Source organism: Metapseudomonas otitidis (genome assembly GCF_011397855.1).
Taxonomy (GTDB): Bacteria; Pseudomonadota; Gammaproteobacteria; order Pseudomonadales; family Pseudomonadaceae; genus Metapseudomonas; species Metapseudomonas otitidis.
In genome coordinates, this window is record NZ_AP022642.1 from 2236205 (window position 1) to 2251851 (window position 15647).

Annotated in this window: 16 protein-coding genes; 1 reads left to right on the plus strand and 15 read right to left on the minus strand. The window is 66.7% G+C overall.

The window, feature by feature from the left end:
- Positions 1-71: 71 nt before the first annotated feature.
- From PotMrB4_RS10310 to ribBA, 7 genes are all read right to left on the minus strand, one after another.
- Positions 72-980 (minus strand): glutamate/aspartate ABC transporter substrate-binding protein, encoded by a 909-nt coding sequence (locus tag PotMrB4_RS10310; protein ID WP_074969385.1) that lies wholly within the window; start codon positions 978-980, stop codon positions 72-74.
- A gap of 691 nt (positions 981-1671) precedes the next feature.
- Positions 1672-2694: an ABC transporter substrate-binding protein gene (locus PotMrB4_RS10315; protein ID WP_082078254.1), complete on the minus strand. Its 1023-nt coding sequence runs from the start codon at positions 2692-2694 to the stop codon at positions 1672-1674.
- 280 nt (positions 2695-2974) lie between these two features.
- Entirely contained in the window at positions 2975-4126 is a 1152-nt protein-coding gene (locus PotMrB4_RS10320; protein WP_074969387.1) for an ABC transporter ATP-binding protein, read from the minus strand.
- Between the two features lie 18 nt (positions 4127-4144).
- Positions 4145-4957, minus strand: a complete 813-nt coding sequence (locus tag PotMrB4_RS10325; RefSeq protein WP_044407982.1) for an ABC transporter permease — start codon at positions 4955-4957, stop codon at positions 4145-4147.
- A 6-nt stretch (positions 4958-4963) separates the two neighbouring features.
- Positions 4964-5902 (minus strand): ABC transporter permease, encoded by a 939-nt coding sequence (locus PotMrB4_RS10330; protein WP_107330469.1) that lies wholly within the window; start codon positions 5900-5902, stop codon positions 4964-4966.
- On the minus strand, positions 5887-6912 hold the full coding sequence (locus PotMrB4_RS10335) for an ABC transporter substrate-binding protein (RefSeq protein ID WP_044407977.1): 1026 nt from the start codon (positions 6910-6912) through the stop codon (positions 5887-5889). The genes PotMrB4_RS10330 and PotMrB4_RS10335 overlap by 16 nt, the downstream gene beginning before the upstream one ends.
- A 274-nt stretch (positions 6913-7186) precedes the next feature.
- Positions 7187-8296: a bifunctional 3,4-dihydroxy-2-butanone-4-phosphate synthase/GTP cyclohydrolase II gene (gene ribBA / locus PotMrB4_RS10340; protein ID WP_074969393.1), complete on the minus strand. Its 1110-nt coding sequence runs from the start codon at positions 8294-8296 to the stop codon at positions 7187-7189.
- A 69-nt stretch (positions 8297-8365) separates the two neighbouring features.
- On the opposite strand from ribBA, the gene PotMrB4_RS10345 reads away from it, so the two are divergent.
- A complete protein-coding gene (locus tag PotMrB4_RS10345) occupies positions 8366-8659 on the plus strand; it encodes a DUF1330 domain-containing protein (RefSeq protein ID WP_074969395.1) in 294 nt (97 codons plus the stop codon).
- Between the two features lie 54 nt (positions 8660-8713).
- Here PotMrB4_RS10345 and PotMrB4_RS10350 read toward each other — a convergent pair whose 3' ends face one another.
- The 8 genes from PotMrB4_RS10350 to PotMrB4_RS10385 all read right to left on the minus strand — a co-directional run bounded on the left by PotMrB4_RS10350 (position 8714) and on the right by PotMrB4_RS10385 (position 15467).
- Positions 8714-9277, minus strand: a complete 564-nt coding sequence (locus PotMrB4_RS10350) for an NUDIX hydrolase (RefSeq protein ID WP_044407968.1) — start codon at positions 9275-9277, stop codon at positions 8714-8716.
- A 2-nt stretch (positions 9278-9279) separates the two neighbouring features.
- Entirely contained in the window at positions 9280-10032 is a 753-nt protein-coding gene (locus tag PotMrB4_RS10355; protein ID WP_044407964.1) for a GntR family transcriptional regulator, read from the minus strand.
- A 65-nt stretch (positions 10033-10097) separates the two neighbouring features.
- Complete coding sequence (locus tag PotMrB4_RS10360; RefSeq protein ID WP_044407962.1) at positions 10098-10502, minus strand: carboxymuconolactone decarboxylase family protein; 405 nt, start codon at positions 10500-10502, stop codon at positions 10098-10100.
- 19 nt (positions 10503-10521) lie between these two features.
- Complete coding sequence (locus tag PotMrB4_RS10365) at positions 10522-11973, minus strand: NAD-dependent succinate-semialdehyde dehydrogenase (protein ID WP_172433183.1); 1452 nt, start codon at positions 11971-11973, stop codon at positions 10522-10524.
- A 60-nt stretch (positions 11974-12033) separates the two neighbouring features.
- Positions 12034-12519, minus strand: coding sequence for a flavin reductase family protein (locus PotMrB4_RS10370; RefSeq protein ID WP_107330465.1), 486 nt, complete (start codon positions 12517-12519; stop codon positions 12034-12036).
- A 10-nt stretch (positions 12520-12529) separates the two neighbouring features.
- Entirely contained in the window at positions 12530-14011 is a 1482-nt protein-coding gene (locus PotMrB4_RS10375) for an aldehyde dehydrogenase (RefSeq protein ID WP_172433184.1), read from the minus strand.
- Positions 14008-14841 carry an alpha/beta fold hydrolase gene (locus PotMrB4_RS10380; RefSeq protein WP_172433185.1) on the minus strand — a complete coding sequence of 278 codons (834 nt, stop codon included), beginning with the start codon at positions 14839-14841 and terminating at the stop codon, positions 14008-14010. The genes PotMrB4_RS10375 and PotMrB4_RS10380 overlap by 4 nt, the downstream gene beginning before the upstream one ends.
- Positions 14842-14867: 26 nt before the next feature.
- Positions 14868-15467: an amino acid synthesis family protein gene (locus tag PotMrB4_RS10385; protein WP_172433186.1), complete on the minus strand. Its 600-nt coding sequence runs from the start codon at positions 15465-15467 to the stop codon at positions 14868-14870.
- Between the last annotated feature and the right edge of the window lie 180 nt (positions 15468-15647).

Genomic DNA, 15647 nt, shown 5'->3' on the forward strand with positions numbered 1-15647 from the left:
CGAAGGCGGCGTGGTACGCCCGTTCGCCCTCACGCCCGGCCCGCCTCCTTGTGGGAGGCGGGCGCAACAGGTCAGATTTCTTCAGCCGACTTGTCGGTGGGGGTGGCGATCAGCTTCTTCAGCTCGTCGCTCATGGGGAAGTTCAGGTTCAGGTTCTTCGGCGGGATGGGCTGGGTGAACCACTTGTCGTAGATGCCGTTGATCTCGCCGGAGGCGAAGACGTCGGCGATGGCCTTGTCGACCACCTTCTTGAAGGCTTCGTCGCCCTTGCGGACCATGCAGCCGTAGATCTCGTAGGACTGCGGCTGGCCGGTGACGACCCAGTCGTCGGGCTTCTTGGCCTTGGCCATCTCACCGTAGAGCAGGGCGTCGTCCATCATGAAGGCGACGGCGCGGCCGGACTCGAGCATCAGGAAGGACTCGCCGTGGTCCTTGGCGGAGATGATGTTCATGCCCATCTGCTTCTCGGCATTCATGGACTTGAGCAGGCGCTCGGAGGTGGTGCCGGCGGTGGTCACCACGTTCTTGCCCTTGAGGTCGGCGAAGTCGTTGATGCCGGCGGTCTTCTTGGACAGCAGGCGGGTGCCGACTTCGAAGATGCCGACGGAGAAGTCGACCTGCTTCTGGCGCTCGAGGTTGTTGGTGGTGGAGCCGCACTCGATGTCCACGGTGCCGTTCTGCACCAGCGGGATGCGGGTCTGGGAGGTGACCAGGTTGTAGCGGACCTTCAGGTCCGGCAGGGCCAGCTCCTTCTTCACGGCTTCGACGACCTTCAGCTGCAGGTCATGGGAGTAGCCGATGGGCTTGCCCGGCTCGGTGCCGAGGTAGGAGAACGGGATGGAGGCGTCACGGTGACCGAGGACGATGGTGCCGCTGTCCTTGATCTTCTTCAGGGTGCCGGTCAGTTCGTCGGCGATGGCGGGAGCGGAAATCAGGGTCGCAGCGATGGCGGCGGCCAGAACCTTGGGAAGGGTACGCATGTGTTTCAGTCCTCGACTTTGTTTGTTCTTATCGGCGCGATGCGGTTTTCGGCGCCGTCGGGGATCTGTAATGGCAGGATGCGTGCCATCTGTATGGTGCCGGGATTTGTTTATAACTAATTGAATTTATTGGATTTTATTTTTATAGGTGGTTGGGCTTGGAAGGGCTTTGTTCGGTGGTTCGGATATTGGAGGTAAAGGCGTTCGGTTATCCGAACGTAGAGGGTGGTGTTTTCAGGGCCACATTTCGAGAACAAGCTGATCATCGAGTTCTGCTGGTGTTTTCTGTTTCGCCCTCCCGGGCGAGTCCCTTTTCCAGTCGTTGAAAAGGAACCAAAAAACTCGCCCCTGCATCCGGCCCGACTGCGTCGGGTCCCCTCCCTCCATCGTCATTCCAGGGGCCCGCGCTGACGGGCCATCCCTGGCCCGGCAGCGCTCTCGCGACATCCATGTCGCTCAGCCCTCTACATGACGATTCCGCTCGGCCTCCTGAAGGGGCACTGGCCCCGCCCCGCCATTCGGAGTCAGGCAGCAGCGCAGCGTGCGCTCATGACGTGCTAATCGCAGGGAGGAGGAATTGCGGTAGCCAGGCACCTTCACCTTGTGGGAGGGCTGTATCAGAAGCCGGGGTTGCAGCTAGCGGAAGTGCGGCGCTCGCAGCCCGCCCTGACGGCGGGCTACGGGGAGGGGATCAGTGGGCCTGCCAGGCGTTCCAGCGCTGGGCGATGGTTTCGCCGTGGTCGCGCCAGTATTTGAAGTTGAGGGTGATCTGGCCGTCGCGGTGGGCGCTGGGCAGGTCGGCGGCGAGGTCGGCGGGGATCTGCGGGAGGCTCTGCAGGTTCACCGGGGTGTAGCCGGTGGCGACGGCGAAGTCGGCCTGCGGCTTGATGCCGGTGGCGAAGCCGAGGAAGCGCTTGGCGGCGTCGAGGTGCTTGGCACCACGGGGGATGACGAGGAAGTCCCCGGTCACCAGGTTCTGCTCCCAGCCGATGGCCACCGGTGAGCCGGAGCGCTTGAGGGCGGTGACGCGGCCGTTCCAGAACATGCCGAGGCTGGCCTGGCCGGAGCTGAGCAGCTTCTGCGATTCGTCGCCGTTACCCCACCAGACGATGTCCTGCTTGATGGTGTCGAGCTTCTTGAAGGCGCGATCCAGATCCAGCGGGTAGAGCTTGTCGGCGGGTACGCCGTCGGCCAGCAGGGCCATTTCCAGCACGCCGGGGCTCGGCCATTTGTAGAGGGCACGCTTGCCGGGGTAGGCCTGGGTGTCGAAGAGGCTGGCCCAGCCCTGCGGGGCCTTGGCGTGGCGTTCGGTGTTGTAGCCGAGGATGAAGGAGAAGTAGAACGAGCCCACGCCGTAGATGGTGACGAAGCGCGGGTCGATGTTGCGCTGGGCGATCTGCTTGAGGTCCAGGGGTTCCAGCAGGCCTTCGCGGCCCAGGCGCAGGGCCTGGTCGGCCTCGACGTCGATCACGTCCCAGGTGACGTCGCCGGCCTTGATCATCTGCCGCAGCTTGTCGTAGTCGGTGGGGCCGGCCTGGTTCACGCGGATGCCGGTTTCCTGCTCGAAGGGCTTGGCCCAGGCGGCTTCCTGGGCGGCCTGGGTGGTGCCACCCCAGCTGGTGAAGGTGAGCGTCTGTTCGGCGCTGTGCGGGGTGAGGCCGGGGAGGGCGGCCAGGAGGAGGGAGAGCGCCAGTGTGGTGTTTTTCTTGTTCATGATCCTGTCCCAGGATGGATTTCCATGGTCGACTCGCGGCGCCAGGGGCGCGGAGGCAAGGCTGGCCAGGATGAACCCGGGGCTGGATCTCGTCCGGGAGATCATGATGGCCGGCGCCACTATCGCACTCCGCGAAGGGCTCTAGAAGGGGCGCGGGAGCCTCTTTGTCCGACAATTGAAGCAGTTCGCGATTGGTGACGCCGAGCGCACTTTTCGCGCCGTTCCTGGCGGCCACGAGGGGCCTGGAACGGACCGGGGCGGCCATGCCGCCCCGGTGTGTTCAGTGACTGCCAGCGGCCTTGTTCAGGTCGCTTTCGTTCCACTCGGTGTAGACGCAGGCATCGGCGGTGGCCCAGCGCACGCACACGGCATCGCCCGGCTTGAGCGGCATGCCGGCGGCGGAGAGTGCCTTGACGGTGAGCGCGGTGCCGCCGTCGGTGACCACGCTGCAGGTCTGGCTTTCGCCGAGGAACAGCACTTCGCTGACGCGGGCGCGGATCTGGTTCCAGCCGGCGGCCAGGGGCTCCTGCTCGGCCTGCTGGAGGCTCAGGGCCTGGGCCTTCTCCGGGCGCACCATCAGCAGCACGTCCTGGTCCTGGGTGAGGTTGGCGGTGAGGCGGATGGCCAGCGGCTGGTTCTCGAAGCTGGCCACGGCGTTGCCCCGGGCCTTGAGCCGCAGGAAGTTGGAGTTGCCGAGGAAGGAGGCGACGAAGGCATTCGGCGGGTTCTGGTAGAGGTCGTAGCCGCTGCCCAGCCCGACGATGCGGCCGTGGCTGAAGATGGCGATGCGCTGGGACAGGCGCATGGCTTCTTCCTGGTCGTGGGTGACGTAGACGATGGTGATGCCGAGGCGGCGATGCAGCTGGCGCAGCTCGTCCTGCAGGTCTTCACGCAGCTTCTTGTCGAGGGCACCGAGGGGTTCGTCCATCAGCAGGATGCGCGGTTCGTAGACCAGTGCACGGGCGATGGCGACACGCTGCTGCTGGCCGCCGGAGAGCTGGGCGGGGCGGCGGTGGGCGAAGGTGTCCAGCTGCACCAGCTTGAGCATGGCGTCGACGCGGCGTTCACGCTCGGCGCGGGGCATCTTGCGGATGTCCAGGGGGAAGCCGATGTTGTCGCGCACCGAGAGGTGCGGGAACAGCGAGTAGCGCTGGAACACCATGCCGATGTCGCGCTTGTGCGGCGGCACGTTCACCAGGGACTGGCCGTCGACGAGGATTTCGCCGCTGCTCGGGGTCTCGAAGCCGGCGAGCATGGACAGGGTGGTGCTCTTGCCGGAGCCGCTGGAGCCGAGGAAGGTGAGGAACTCGCCGTCCTTGATGTCCAGGTTGATGCTGTCCACGGCGGTGAAGTCGCCGTAGTGCTTGTTCAGGTTGCGCAGGCTGACCAGGGTCTTGTCGGCCTGGTGAGCGGGATCTTTGACTGCACTCATGGGGTACTCCTGGGCGCCTCAGGCGGCGCGAATCTCGTTGCGCCGACGCAGTACGGCGGCGATCACCATGACCAGTACGGAGAGGCCGATCAGCAGCGTCGAGGCGACGGCGATCACGGGCGTCAGGTCCTGGCGGAGGGTGGTCCACATCTTGACGGGCAGGGTCTGCAGGGTCGGGCTGGCCATCATCACGCTCAGCACCACTTCGTCCCAGGACACCAGGAAGGCGAACAGGGCGCCGGCGACCATGCCGGGGCGGATCGCCGGGAAGGTGACCCTGAACACCGCCTGCAGGCGCGAGGCGCCGCAGATCACCGCTGCATCCTCGATGGACTGATCGAACAGCTTCAGCGAGTTGATGATGGAGATGATGGTGAAGGGCAGGGCGACGATCACGTGGCTCACCACGAAGGCGAACAGGGTGCCGGTGAAGCCGAGCTTGAGGAACAGCGCGTAGACGGCCACGGCGATGATCACCAGCGGCACGATCATCGGCAGGGTGAACAGCCCGTAGAGCATCTCGCGGCCGGGGAAGCGCCCGCGCACCAGGGCGAAGGCGGTCGGCAGGCCGAGGGCGACGGCGCAGACGGTGGTCAGCACGGCGACCTTGAGGCTGGCCAGGGCGGCGTTCATCCAGTCGGGGTTGGAGAAGAACTGGCCGTACCACTTCAGCGTCCAGCCCGGCGGCGGGAATACCAGCCACTGGGACGAGCCGAACGACAGCAGGACGATGAACAGGATCGGCAGCAGCAGGAACAGGGCGATCACGCCGGTGACGCCGTAGAGGCCCAGGCGCATGCGCAGGCTCATGGCGGAGGGGGTCAGGAGCATGTCGACTTACCTCGCGTTGCTGGCACCCACCGGGGATTCCGGCTGGAGCTTCAGGTAGACGTAGAACAGCACCAGGGTGATCAGCACCAGCAACGCGGCGGCGGCACTGGCCAGGCCCCAGTTCAGGAACGACTGCACCTGCTGGATGATGAATTCCGGGAGCATCATGTTCTGCGCACCGCCGAGCAGGGCCGGGGTGACGTAGTAGCCCAGGGACATGACGAAGACCATCAGGCCGCCGGAGAACAGGCCGGGACGGCACAGCGGCAGGAACACCCGGAAGAAGTTGGTCCAGGGGCTGGCGCCACAGACCGAGCCGGCCTGCAGGATCATCGGGTCGATGGCCTGCATGGTGGCCTGCAGGGGCAGGACGATGAACGGGATCATGATGTAGGTCATGCCGATCACCACGCCGGTCAGGTTGTGCACCATCTCCAGCGGCTGGTCGATCACGCCCAGGGCCATCAGCACCTTGTTGATCACCCCGGAGGCCTGCAGCAGCACCAGCCAGGAGTAGGTGCGGGCCAGCAGGCTGGTCCACATCGACAGCAGCACGATGTTCAGCATCCAGCGGCCCCAGCCGCGTGGCACCAGGGTGATGGCCCAGGCCAGGGGAAAGCCCAGCAGCAGGCTGAACAGGGTCACCAGGCCCGCCACCGAGAAGGTGTTGATCAGCACCCGGGAGTAGGCCGAGTTGGCGAACAGCTGGGCGTAGTTGCCGAGGCCGGGCTCCGGCTCCAGCACGCCGCGCAGCAGCAGGCCGATCAGCGGGGCGAGGAAGAACAGGCCGAGGAACACCAGGGCCGGACCGAGGTTGCCGAAGCCCTTCCAGCGTTGTGCGAGGCTCGGGCCTTGGTGGGCGGCCGCGCCACCGGTAGCGCGGGCTGCGCTACCGGTGGCGGGCTGACGGGGCATGCTCGCCGTCATTTTCATTTGACCAGCCATTCGTTCCACCGTGTGGCGATGGCCGGACCGTTCTTGGCCCAGTAGGCGAAGTCCAGGGTGACCTGGTCGCTGGCGTAGGCGGTCGGCAGGTTGGGGGCCAGTACGGAGTCGAGGCGCTGGACGCTGTCGACGTTGACCGGGGCGTAGGCGGTGAGGTTGGAGAAGTCGGCCTGGCCCTTGGCGCTGCTGGCGTTGGCCAGGAACTTCATGGCCGCGTCCTTGTTCTTGGCGCCCTTGGGGATGACCAGGAAGTCGGCCATGACCAGGTTCTGCTTCCAGCTCACGCCCACCGGGGCGCCGTCTTCCTGGAGGGCGTAGATGCGGCCGTTCCAGAACTGGCCGAGGGTGGCTTCACCGGAGGCCAGCAGTTGCTGGGACTGGGCGCCGCCGCCCCACCAGACGATGTCCTTCTTGATGGTGTCGAGCTTCTTGAAGGCGCGGTCCAGGTCCAGCGGGTAGAGCTTGTCGGCGGGCACGCCGTCGGCCAGCAGGGCCAGTTCGAGCACGCCGGGGCTCGGCCATTTGTAGAGGGCACGCTTGCCGGGGTAGGTCTTGGTGTCGAACAGGGCGCTCCAGTCCACCGGCTTGTTGGCGCCGAGCTTGCCCTCGTTGTAGCCGAGCACGAAGGAGAAGAAGAAGGAGCCGACGCCGTGGTCGGAGACGAAGCGGGGGTCGATCTTGTCGCGCTGGATCTGGGTGAAGTCCAGGGGCTCCAGCAGGCCTTCGGCAGCAGCACGCAGGGCGAAGTCGGCTTCCACGTCGACCACGTCCCACTGGACGTTGCCGCTCTCGACCATGGCTTTCAGCTTGCCGTAGTCGGTGGGGCCGTCCTGCACGACGGTGATGCCGCTGGCCTTGCTGAACGGGTCGGCCCAGGCCTGCTTCTGCGCATCCTGGGTGGTACCGCCCCAGCTGACGAAGTTCACGCTCTCGGCCGCCATGGCCAGGGTGCTGGCGGTTCCCAGCAGGCCGGCGATCAGTGCGGCAGATACACCTTTTTTCAACACCATTGTGACGCCCTCATTTGTTGTGTTTGTGAGCGGGCTGCTACGCCCGCTTTTCGGGAGCAGTGGGGTCCATCGGAGCCTGTGTGGCGACCGTGCCAGGGGCCTGTTTTCACGCTGTCCGTGACAGGGTTCGCCTGGCTGAAACTGTTCGGTCTACGGAATATCATATTATGGTATTCCAAGCTTTGTGCAAGCACTTTGCCGTGCCGGTCGTCCTGCTGCAGCGCGATTCCCGAGGGGGCTGGCGGGCCACGGGATGCGCGGCCCGCTGCCGCCTTCAGCCGGTGAAGGGAATGCTTTCCACCACCTCCAGGTCGTAGCCGGTCAGGCCGGCGTATTTCAACGGCGGGCCAAGGTGGCGCAGCTTGCCCACGCCCAGGTCCTGGAGGATCTGGGCGCCGGTGCCCACCTCGGAATAGATGCGTGATTGCGAGCGGGTGTACTGGCGCGGTGGCAGGGTGAGCTGCGGCACGCGCTCCAGCAGCGCCTGGGAGGACTCGTGGTTGGCCAGCACCACCACCACGCCGTGGCCTTCCTCGGCGACGCGCTGCAGGGCGGCCCAGAGGGTCCAGTTGGCCGGGCCGTGGTACTCGGCGCCGACCAGGTCGCGCAGCGGGTCGATGACGTGGACGCGGGCCAGGGTGGGGTGGTTGCGGTCGATCTCGCCCATCACCATGGCCATGTGCACGCCGCCTTCGATGCGGTCCTCGTAGGTGAACAGGCGGAAGGTGCCGTGCACGGTGGGCAGCTCGCGCTCGCCGATGCGCACCACGGTGTGCTCGTGGCTGAGGCGGTAGTGGATGAGGTCGGCGATGGTGCCGATCTTGATGCCGTGCTTCTCGGCGAAACGCTCCAGGTCCGGGCGACGGGCCATGCTGCCGTCGTCGTTCATCACTTCGACGATCACCGAGGCGGGGCTGAAGCCGGCCAGGCGCGCCAGGTCGCAGCCGGCCTCGGTGTGGCCGGCACGGGTCAGTACGCCGCCTTCGCGGGCGCGCAGGGGGAAGATGTGGCCGGGCTGCACCAGGTCTTCCGGCACGGCGTCCGCCGCCACGGCAGCGGCCACGGTGCGGGCGCGGTCGGCGGCGGAGATGCCGGTGGTGACGCCGGTGGCGGCTTCGATGGAGACGGTGAAGGCGGTGCTGAAGGCGCTGCCGTTGCTCGGCACCATCTGCTCCAGGCCGAGGCGCTGGCAGTGCTCGTCGGTCAGGGTCAGGCAGATCAGGCCACGGGCCTCCCGGGCCATGAAGTTGATGGCTTCGGGGGTGCAGCGCTCGGCGGCCAGCAGCAGGTCGCCTTCGTTCTCGCGGTCTTCGTCATCCACCAGCAGCACCATCTTGCCCTGGCGGTAATCGGCGATGAGTTCTTCGATGGGGTGGAAGGCCATGGGCTTCTCTCTGTGGGGTGTAAGACGTAATGTGGTATACCATAATACGAATTAACGAGAGAGGTCATCATGAAGGCTTACTGGATTGCTCATGTAGACGTAGAGGACGCCGATCAATACAGCCAGTACACCCAGCGCGCGCCGGCGGCGTTCGCCCGCTACGGGGCGCGCTTCCTGGCACGGGGCGGGCGCAGCGAGGCGCTGGAAGGGCGTGACACCCCGCAGCGCAGCGTGGTGATCGAGTTCGACTCCTACGAGCAGGCATTGGCCTGCTACCACTCGCCGGAATACCAGGAGGCCCGCCGCCACCGCGAAGGCGTGGCACGGGCCGAGGTGATCATCGTCGAGGGCATGGCGCCCTGAGCCGGGCGGCTTGTGTTCAGCACGCGCCCCTGAGGGGCGACGCGGTGATGGCGGCTAGCGGATGAAGTGCACCTTGCCGCTGTCGTCGTTGCCCATGTAGATGCCGTAGACCCCCGCCTGGCGTTCCTCGATATAGCGTTCGAGGATCTGCCGGATGGCGGGGTAGTAGATGGCGTCCCAGGGAATCTCGTCGGGGGCGAAGAAGCGGCAGTCCTGGGTTTCCGGGCCGTACTGGCCGGTGTCTTCCAGGACGATGGCGCGGAAGATGATGTAGACCTCGCTGATGCGCGGCACGCTGAAGATGGAGTAGGGCGAAAGGATCTCGGCGCGCACGCCGCTCTCTTCCCACACCTCGCGCAGGGCCGCCTGCTCGGTGGTCTCGTTGCCTTCCATGAAGCCCGCCGGCAGGGTCCAGGTGCCCGGACGCGGCGGGATGGCGCGCTGGCAGAGCAGGTACTTGCCGTCCCGCTCGATGATGCAGCCGGCGATGATCTTCGGGTTGACGTAGTGGATGTAGCCGCAGGCGCGGCACATCAGGCGTTCATGGGTGTCGCCCGCCGGCCGCTGAAGGCCGAGGTCCTGGCTGCCGCACTGGGCGCAGAAGTTCGGGCGACTCATGTTCAGCGGCCTATGCGCGGCTCTTTGAGGGCGATGGGGGCGGTGATCTCGGGAAGGTCGCCGCTCTCGTCCTGCTTGCGCTTGAGGTACTCCAGCGCCACCTTCGCGGCCGCGCGGACGTGGTCCACCGAGGCCTGGTGGGCGGCCAGCGGGTCGCCGCTCTTGATGGCCTCGACGATGCGCTCCATCTCCTGGTTGCTGGCGCCGCGACGGTTCTCCTGGGACACCGAGGTGGCGCGCAGGTAGCTGATGCGGGCCTGCAGCTGGCGCAGCTGGGTAGCGGCGATGTGGTTGCCGGAGCCTTCCAGCAGCACGTCGTAGAAGCCCTGGACGGAGTCGAGTACCTGTTGCAGCTCGCCGTCCTTGAGGGCCTTGCGGTTCTCTTCCAGGGCCTTTTCCAGCGCCTTGATGTCCTTGGCCTTGGCCCGCAGGGTGAACAGCTGGACGATCAGGCCTTCGAGCACGCAGCGCAGCTCGTAGATATCGACGGCGTCTTCCAGGGTGATGATGGCCACGCGCGGGCCCTTGGCATCGGCGAATTCCACCAGCCCTTCGGACTCCAGGTGGCGCAGGGCCTCGCGCACCGAGGTACGGCTCACGCCCAGGCGGTCGCAGAGGTCGCGTTCCACGAGGCGGTCACCGGGCAGGAGCTGGAAGTTCATGATGGCGCTTCGCAGCTTGTCCAGCACGATTTCACGGAGCGTGACGGGGTTGCGATTGACCTTGAAGCTGTCGTCGAGTGGCAGGCGTTTCATGGGGTCCGCTCTTTATGGGCTGTCCATGCGAAACGAGCACGATGCGCAGTGATCGTGCTCGTCATCTAAACAGCCGGGGTTTGACTGGAGGCTTCGGCGTCGGCTTCGGCGAAGGCTTCCCGGGCGAGCCGGAAACTGTCCACGGCTGCTGGAACACCGCAATAGATACCGACCTGAAGCAGGATTTCGCGTATTTGTTCACGACTCAGACCGTTGCGCAAGGCGCCCCGCACGTGCAGCTTGAGCTCGTGCGGCCGGTTCAGGGCCGAAATCATGGCCAAGTTTATCATGCTGCGTTCCTGGGGCGACAAACCCTCACGGCCCCAGACATGGCCCCAGCAGTACTCGGTGACCATCTCTTGCAGCGGGCGTGTGAAGTCGTCGGCGTTCTCGATGGAGCGCTTTACGTAGGCCTCGCCCAGCACGCGGGTGCGGATCTCCAGGCCCTTCTCGTATTTCTCGTTGCTCATGCGTCCAGCTCCCGGCGGCTCACAGGCCGCCCATGAGGGTGTATTTGATTTCCAGGTAGTCCTCGATGCCGTAGTGCGAGCCTTCGCGGCCCAGGCCCGAGGCCTTGATGCCGCCGAACGGCGCGACTTCGGTGGAGATCAGCCCTTCGTTGATGCCGACCATCCCGTACTCCAGCGCCTCGCTCATGCGCCAGGCGCGGCCCAGGTCGCGGGTGTAGCAGTAGGCCGCGAGGCCGAACTCGGTGTCATTGGCCAGGCGCACGGCCTCGGCTTCGTCATGGAAGCGGAACACCGCCGCCAGCGGGCCGAAGGTTTCCTCGTGGGCCACCTTCATGCCGGTGTTGACCTCGGCCAGCACCGTGGGCGGGTAGAAGCCGTGGCCCAGCGGGTGGCGCTCGCCGCCGCAGAGCAGGCGGGCGCCCTGGGCGAGGGCGTCGCGCACGTGGTCTTCCACCTTGGCCACAGCGCGCTCGTTGATCAGCGGGCCCTGGGTGACGCCCTCGTCGAAGCCGCTGCCGACCTTCAGTTGAGCCACGCGCTCGGCCAGGCGGGCGACGAAGGCATCGTGGATGCCGTCCTGCACCAGGAAGCGGTTGACGCACACGCAGGTCTGCCCGGCGTTGCGGAACTTGGCCACCAGGGCGCCTTCCACGGCTCGCTCCAGGTCGGCGTCGTCGAAGACGATGAAGGGCGCATTGCCGCCCAGCTCCAGGGACACCTTCTTCAGGGTCGGCGCGCACTGGGCCATCAGCAGCTTGCCGATGGCGGTGGAGCCGGTGAAGGAGAGCTTGCGCACGGCCGGGCTGGCGGTCAGCTCGCCGCCGATGGCCACGGCGTCGCCGGTGATGACGTTGAATACCCCGGCCGGGATGCCCGCCTGCTCGGCCAGGGCCGCCAGGGCCAGGGCGGAGAAGGGCGTTTCCGGTGCCGGCTTGACGATGCACGGGCAGCCGGCGGCCAGGGCCGGGCCGGCCTTGCGGGTGATCATCGCGGCAGGGAAGTTCCACGGGGTGATGGCGGCGACCACGCCGATGGGCTCCTTGGTCACCACGATGCGTGCATCGCCCTTGTGGCTGGGGATGGTGTCACCGTAGATGCGCTTGGCCTCCTCGGCGAACCATTCGATGAAGCTGGCGGCGTAGACGATCTCGCCGCGCGCCTCGGCCAGGGGCTTGCCCTGTTCCAGGGTGAGGATCTGCGCCAGGGTCTCGGTGTGCTCGATCATCAGCGCATGCCAGCGCTTCAGGCGTGCGCTGCGCTCCTTGGCGGTCAGCGCGCGCCAGGCCGGCCAAGCGCGTTCGGCGGCCTCGATGGCCTGCCGGGCCTCTGCGGCGCCGAGGTTCGGCACCTGGCCGATGCAGGAACCGGTGGCGGGGTTGAAGATGTCCTGTCGCGCGCCGTCGGCGGCGTCCAGCCACTGGCCGTCGATGTAGGCCTGCTGGCGGAAGAGGGGGGAAGCGGTCGGGTTCATGCCCACTCCAGAAAGAAAAAAGAGGCCGTGGGGTGACAGATCACGGCCCCATAAAGGGGATCAGGCGAGGGGCGGCACCGCACCCAGCTTGCCCTTGTGATAGAGCATCGGGATGACCGGCTCCTCGGGCAGGATCAGGTTCTTCACCGCGCCGACGATGATGGCGTGGTCGCCACCGTCGTACTCGCGCCACAGCTCGCACTCGATGATCGCCGTGGCCTTGGCCAGCAGCGGGTTGCCCAGCTCGCTCAGGTGCCAGTCGATGCCCTTGGCCTTGTCCTTGCCCTTGCCGGCGAAGGCATAGGCCTCGGCGGTCTGCTCGGCGGCCAGCAGGTGGATGGCGAAGCGCTTGCTGTCCCGCAGCACCGGGTAGGTGTCGGAGGCGTAGTTGGGGCAGAACAGCACCAGGGCCGGGTCGATCGACAGGGCGCTGAAGGCGCTGGCGGTGATGCCGACGATCTGGCCATCCGCGTCGAGGGTGGTGACCACGGTCACGCCCGACGGGAAGCGGCTCATCACGTCTTTGTAGATACCGGGTTCGATCATGGCGTGCCTCTCAGCGCATCACGAAGGGGTCAGGCATCGGCGCCTGGGACAGGTTGATCCACACCGTCTTCTGCTCGGTGTAGGCGATCACCGACTCGATGCCGCTCTCGCGGCCGTAGCCGCTGTTCTTGAAGCCGCCGATAGGCGCCATGGCGGACACCGCGCGGTAGGTGTTGACCCAGACGATGCCCGAGCGGATGTCCCGGGCCAGGCGATGGGCGCGGCCCAGGTCGCGGGTCCAGATGCCGGCGGCAAGGCCGAACTGCGAGTCGTTGGCGATCGCCAGGGCTTCGGCCTCGTCCTTGAAGCGGATCACCGAGGCCACCGGGCCGAACACCTCTTCCTGCATGATCTTCATCGAGTTGCGGTCGCACTCGAACAGTGTCGGCTCGTAGAACCAGCCCTGTTCCAGGTGCGCCGGGCGCTTGCCGCCCAGGCGCAGGCGTGCGCCCTCGGCCAGGGCGTCGGCCACCAGGCCCTCGACCACGGCGAGCTGCTGCGCGGTGGCCATGGGGCCCATCTCGCTGGCGTCGTCCTGCGGGTTGCCGATGCGGATGCGCTGGGCGCGTTCGATCAGGCGGCTGACGAATTCGTCGTAGATGCTGTCCTGCACCAGCAGGCGCGAGCCGGACACGCAGCTCTGCCCGGAGGCGGCGTAGATGCCGGCCACGGCGCCGTTGACGGCGCTGTCCAGGTCGGCGTCGGCGAAGATGATGTTCGGCGACTTGCCGCCCAGCTCCAGGGACAGCTTGGCGAAGTTCTCCGCGCTGCTGCGCACCACGTGGCGGGCGGTGGCGGCGCCGCCGGTGAAGGCGATCTTGCGCACCAGCGGGTGGCGGGTGAGAGCGGCGCCGGTGCTCGGGCCGTAGCCGGTCACCACGTTGACCACGCCCGCCGGGAAGCCGGCCTCGAGGGCCAGGCGCGCCAGTTCGAGGATGGTTGCCGAGGCGTGCTCGGACGGCTTGAGCACGATGGCGTTGCCGGCGGCCAGGGCCGGGGCCAGCTTGATCGCCGTCAGGTACAGCGGGCTGTTCCAGGGGATGATCCCGGCCACCACGCCCAGCGGCTCGTGCACGGTGTAGGCGAACATGTCCGGCTTGTCGATCGGCAGGGTGCCGCCTTCCAGCTTGTCCGCCAGGCCGGCGGTGTAGTGGAAGAACTCCGGCAGGTAGCCGACCTGGCCGCGGGTCTCGCGGATCAGCTTGCCGTTGTCCCGGCTTTCCAGCTGGGCCAGGTGTTCCTTGTTCTCGGCGATCAGGTCGCCCAGGCGGCGCAGCAGCTTGCCCCGCGCGGTGGCGGTGAGGCTGCGCCAGGCCGGCGCTTCGAAGGCGGTCTGGGCGGCCTGGACGGCGCGCTCGACGTCGGCTTCGTCCGCGTCGGGCAGCTCGGCCCAGGGTTCGGCCAGGGCCGGGTTGAGGCTCTGGAAGGTCTTGCCGGACAGGGCGTCGACCCATGCCCCGCCGATGCACATCTGGAAGCGTGCGAGTGTCATGCAACGATCCCCTTGATTGGATTGGGTCGGGCCTGCGCCGTGGCCAGGAAGTCCAGCAACAGCTGGTTGACCAGGCGCGGCGACTCGACCGGCATCATATGCCGTTGTTCGGCCAGTACGGCGGCCCGCGCACCGGGAATGCGCTGGGCGAGCTGCTCGGCCATCTCCGGCGTCGAGCCCGGGTCCAGCTCGCCGGTGGCGATCAGGGTCGGCACGCGGATGTTGCCCAGGTCGTCGGCGCGGTACATGTCCTGGGTGGCGAACAGTTCGTAGGTGGTCAGGTAGCCCTGCGGGTCGTTGCTCGCCAGGGTCTGGCGGATCGCCGCGATCTGCGCCGGGTTGGCGGCCTGGTACTCACGGCTGAACCAGCGCGACAGCGCCGCCTCGGCGTTGGCGTCCGGCCCGTGCCGGGCGGCCTGGGCGGTGCGGGCGATGACGCCGGCACGCTGTTCCGGCGTGCGGTTGAACACGCTGTTGAGCACCACCAGGCCCTGCAGGTACTGGGGGTAGTGCAGGGCGAAGGCGCGGGCCACCAGCCCGCCCATGGAGAAGCCGATCACCGTGACCTGGGTCAGGCCCAGGTGATCGAGCAACTCGCGCAACTGGTCGGCGTAACCGAGCAGCTCGGTGCCGGGCTCCGGGCGCGGGCTGTCGCCATGACCCAGCATGTCGTAGGCGATCACGCGGTACTGCGTGGCCAGGCCGACGACCTGGCCGCCCCACATTTCTTTGTTGAGGCCCACACCGTGGATCAGCACCACGGGTTGGCCTTGTCCGGTCGCCAGGTAGCTGGTGCCGGCGGGGGTACGTTCAGCGGTGAGCCGAATCATGGAGCGCTCCTGCACTTCTTGTTGGATCAGCGGTTCTGCTCGGCTTTCTCGGCAGCCAGCTCTTCCAGATCGATGTAGCGGTTGCCGATGCGCGGGTGCAGGCGGCCACCGTCGGCGGCACCGAGCACGACGATGATCTCGTCGGCACGCGGGGCGTCCTCGATCTGCATTTCCAGGGTGATGTAGTGGGAGCGCAGGCCTTCGTCGTCCTTGTGCATCATCGGGATCTGGATGGAGGTGCCGGGGCCACCGCGCTTGTTGGTGAAGCTCAGGTAGCTCTTGGCGTCCACCGCCTGGCGGTAGTGGTTGCCGAAGCGCAGGGTGTGGATCACCGCCGAGGCGTGCTCGACCTCACCGTCTGCACCGACCACGGCCGCCTTGCCGTAGGCCTCGATCTTGTCGGCGCCGCCGACCAGGGCCACCAGGCGCTCGACCATCAGGGCGCCGAGGTCGGAGCAGTTGGCCTTGATCTCGGGCTTGAGGTCTTCCACGAAACCGCGGCCCAGCCAGGGGTTCTTGATCACGACAGCCAGCCCGGCCATGGTCACGGGCTTCTCGGCGGCCTTGCCGCCTTCGATGAAGGTTTCTTCGACGTAGCTGACGATCTTGCGGATTTCAAAACTCATGAACGGCTCCAGTCAGGTGGGCGGAAGTGTCTGTGCGTATGATGGTATACCATAATATCAGCAGTGCAAGTATCAGCTGTGACTTTCTGAAGGGGTGCAGATGGCCGGCGCCGTGTAGCCACATGCCGCGACGGTTGCAGGAAGGCGGAGGAGACCGGCGTGGCGTGCTGCCGAAGGGCC

Coding starts and splice junctions, on each gene's coding strand:
- PotMrB4_RS10355 (WP_044407964.1), bottom strand. CDS start 10,032: ATGAAACGCCTGCCACTCGACGACAGCTTCAAGGTCAATCGCAACCCC.
- PotMrB4_RS10315 (WP_082078254.1), bottom strand. CDS start 2,694: ATGAACAAGAAAAACACCACACTGGCGCTCTCCCTCCTCCTGGCCGCC.
- PotMrB4_RS10320 (WP_074969387.1), bottom strand. CDS start 4,126: ATGAGTGCAGTCAAAGATCCCGCTCACCAGGCCGACAAGACCCTGGTC.
- PotMrB4_RS10330 (WP_107330469.1), bottom strand. CDS start 5,902: ATGGCTGGTCAAATGAAAATGACGGCGAGCATGCCCCGTCAGCCCGCC.
- PotMrB4_RS10325 (WP_044407982.1), bottom strand. CDS start 4,957: ATGCTCCTGACCCCCTCCGCCATGAGCCTGCGCATGCGCCTGGGCCTC.
- PotMrB4_RS10350 (WP_044407968.1), bottom strand. CDS start 9,277: ATGAGTCGCCCGAACTTCTGCGCCCAGTGCGGCAGCCAGGACCTCGGC.
- PotMrB4_RS10385 (WP_172433186.1), bottom strand. CDS start 15,467: ATGAGTTTTGAAATCCGCAAGATCGTCAGCTACGTCGAAGAAACCTTC.
- PotMrB4_RS10370 (WP_107330465.1), bottom strand. CDS start 12,519: ATGATCGAACCCGGTATCTACAAAGACGTGATGAGCCGCTTCCCGTCG.
- ribBA (WP_074969393.1), bottom strand. CDS start 8,296: ATGGCCTTCCACCCCATCGAAGAACTCATCGCCGATTACCGCCAGGGC.
- PotMrB4_RS10380 (WP_172433185.1), bottom strand. CDS start 14,841: ATGATTCGGCTCACCGCTGAACGTACCCCCGCCGGCACCAGCTACCTG.
- PotMrB4_RS10345 (WP_074969395.1), top strand. CDS start 8,366: ATGAAGGCTTACTGGATTGCTCATGTAGACGTAGAGGACGCCGATCAA.
- PotMrB4_RS10365 (WP_172433183.1), bottom strand. CDS start 11,973: ATGAACCCGACCGCTTCCCCCCTCTTCCGCCAGCAGGCCTACATCGAC.
- PotMrB4_RS10335 (WP_044407977.1), bottom strand. CDS start 6,912: ATGGTGTTGAAAAAAGGTGTATCTGCCGCACTGATCGCCGGCCTGCTG.
- PotMrB4_RS10310 (WP_074969385.1), bottom strand. CDS start 980: ATGCGTACCCTTCCCAAGGTTCTGGCCGCCGCCATCGCTGCGACCCTG.
- PotMrB4_RS10375 (WP_172433184.1), bottom strand. CDS start 14,011: ATGACACTCGCACGCTTCCAGATGTGCATCGGCGGGGCATGGGTCGAC.
- PotMrB4_RS10360 (WP_044407962.1), bottom strand. CDS start 10,502: ATGAGCAACGAGAAATACGAGAAGGGCCTGGAGATCCGCACCCGCGTG.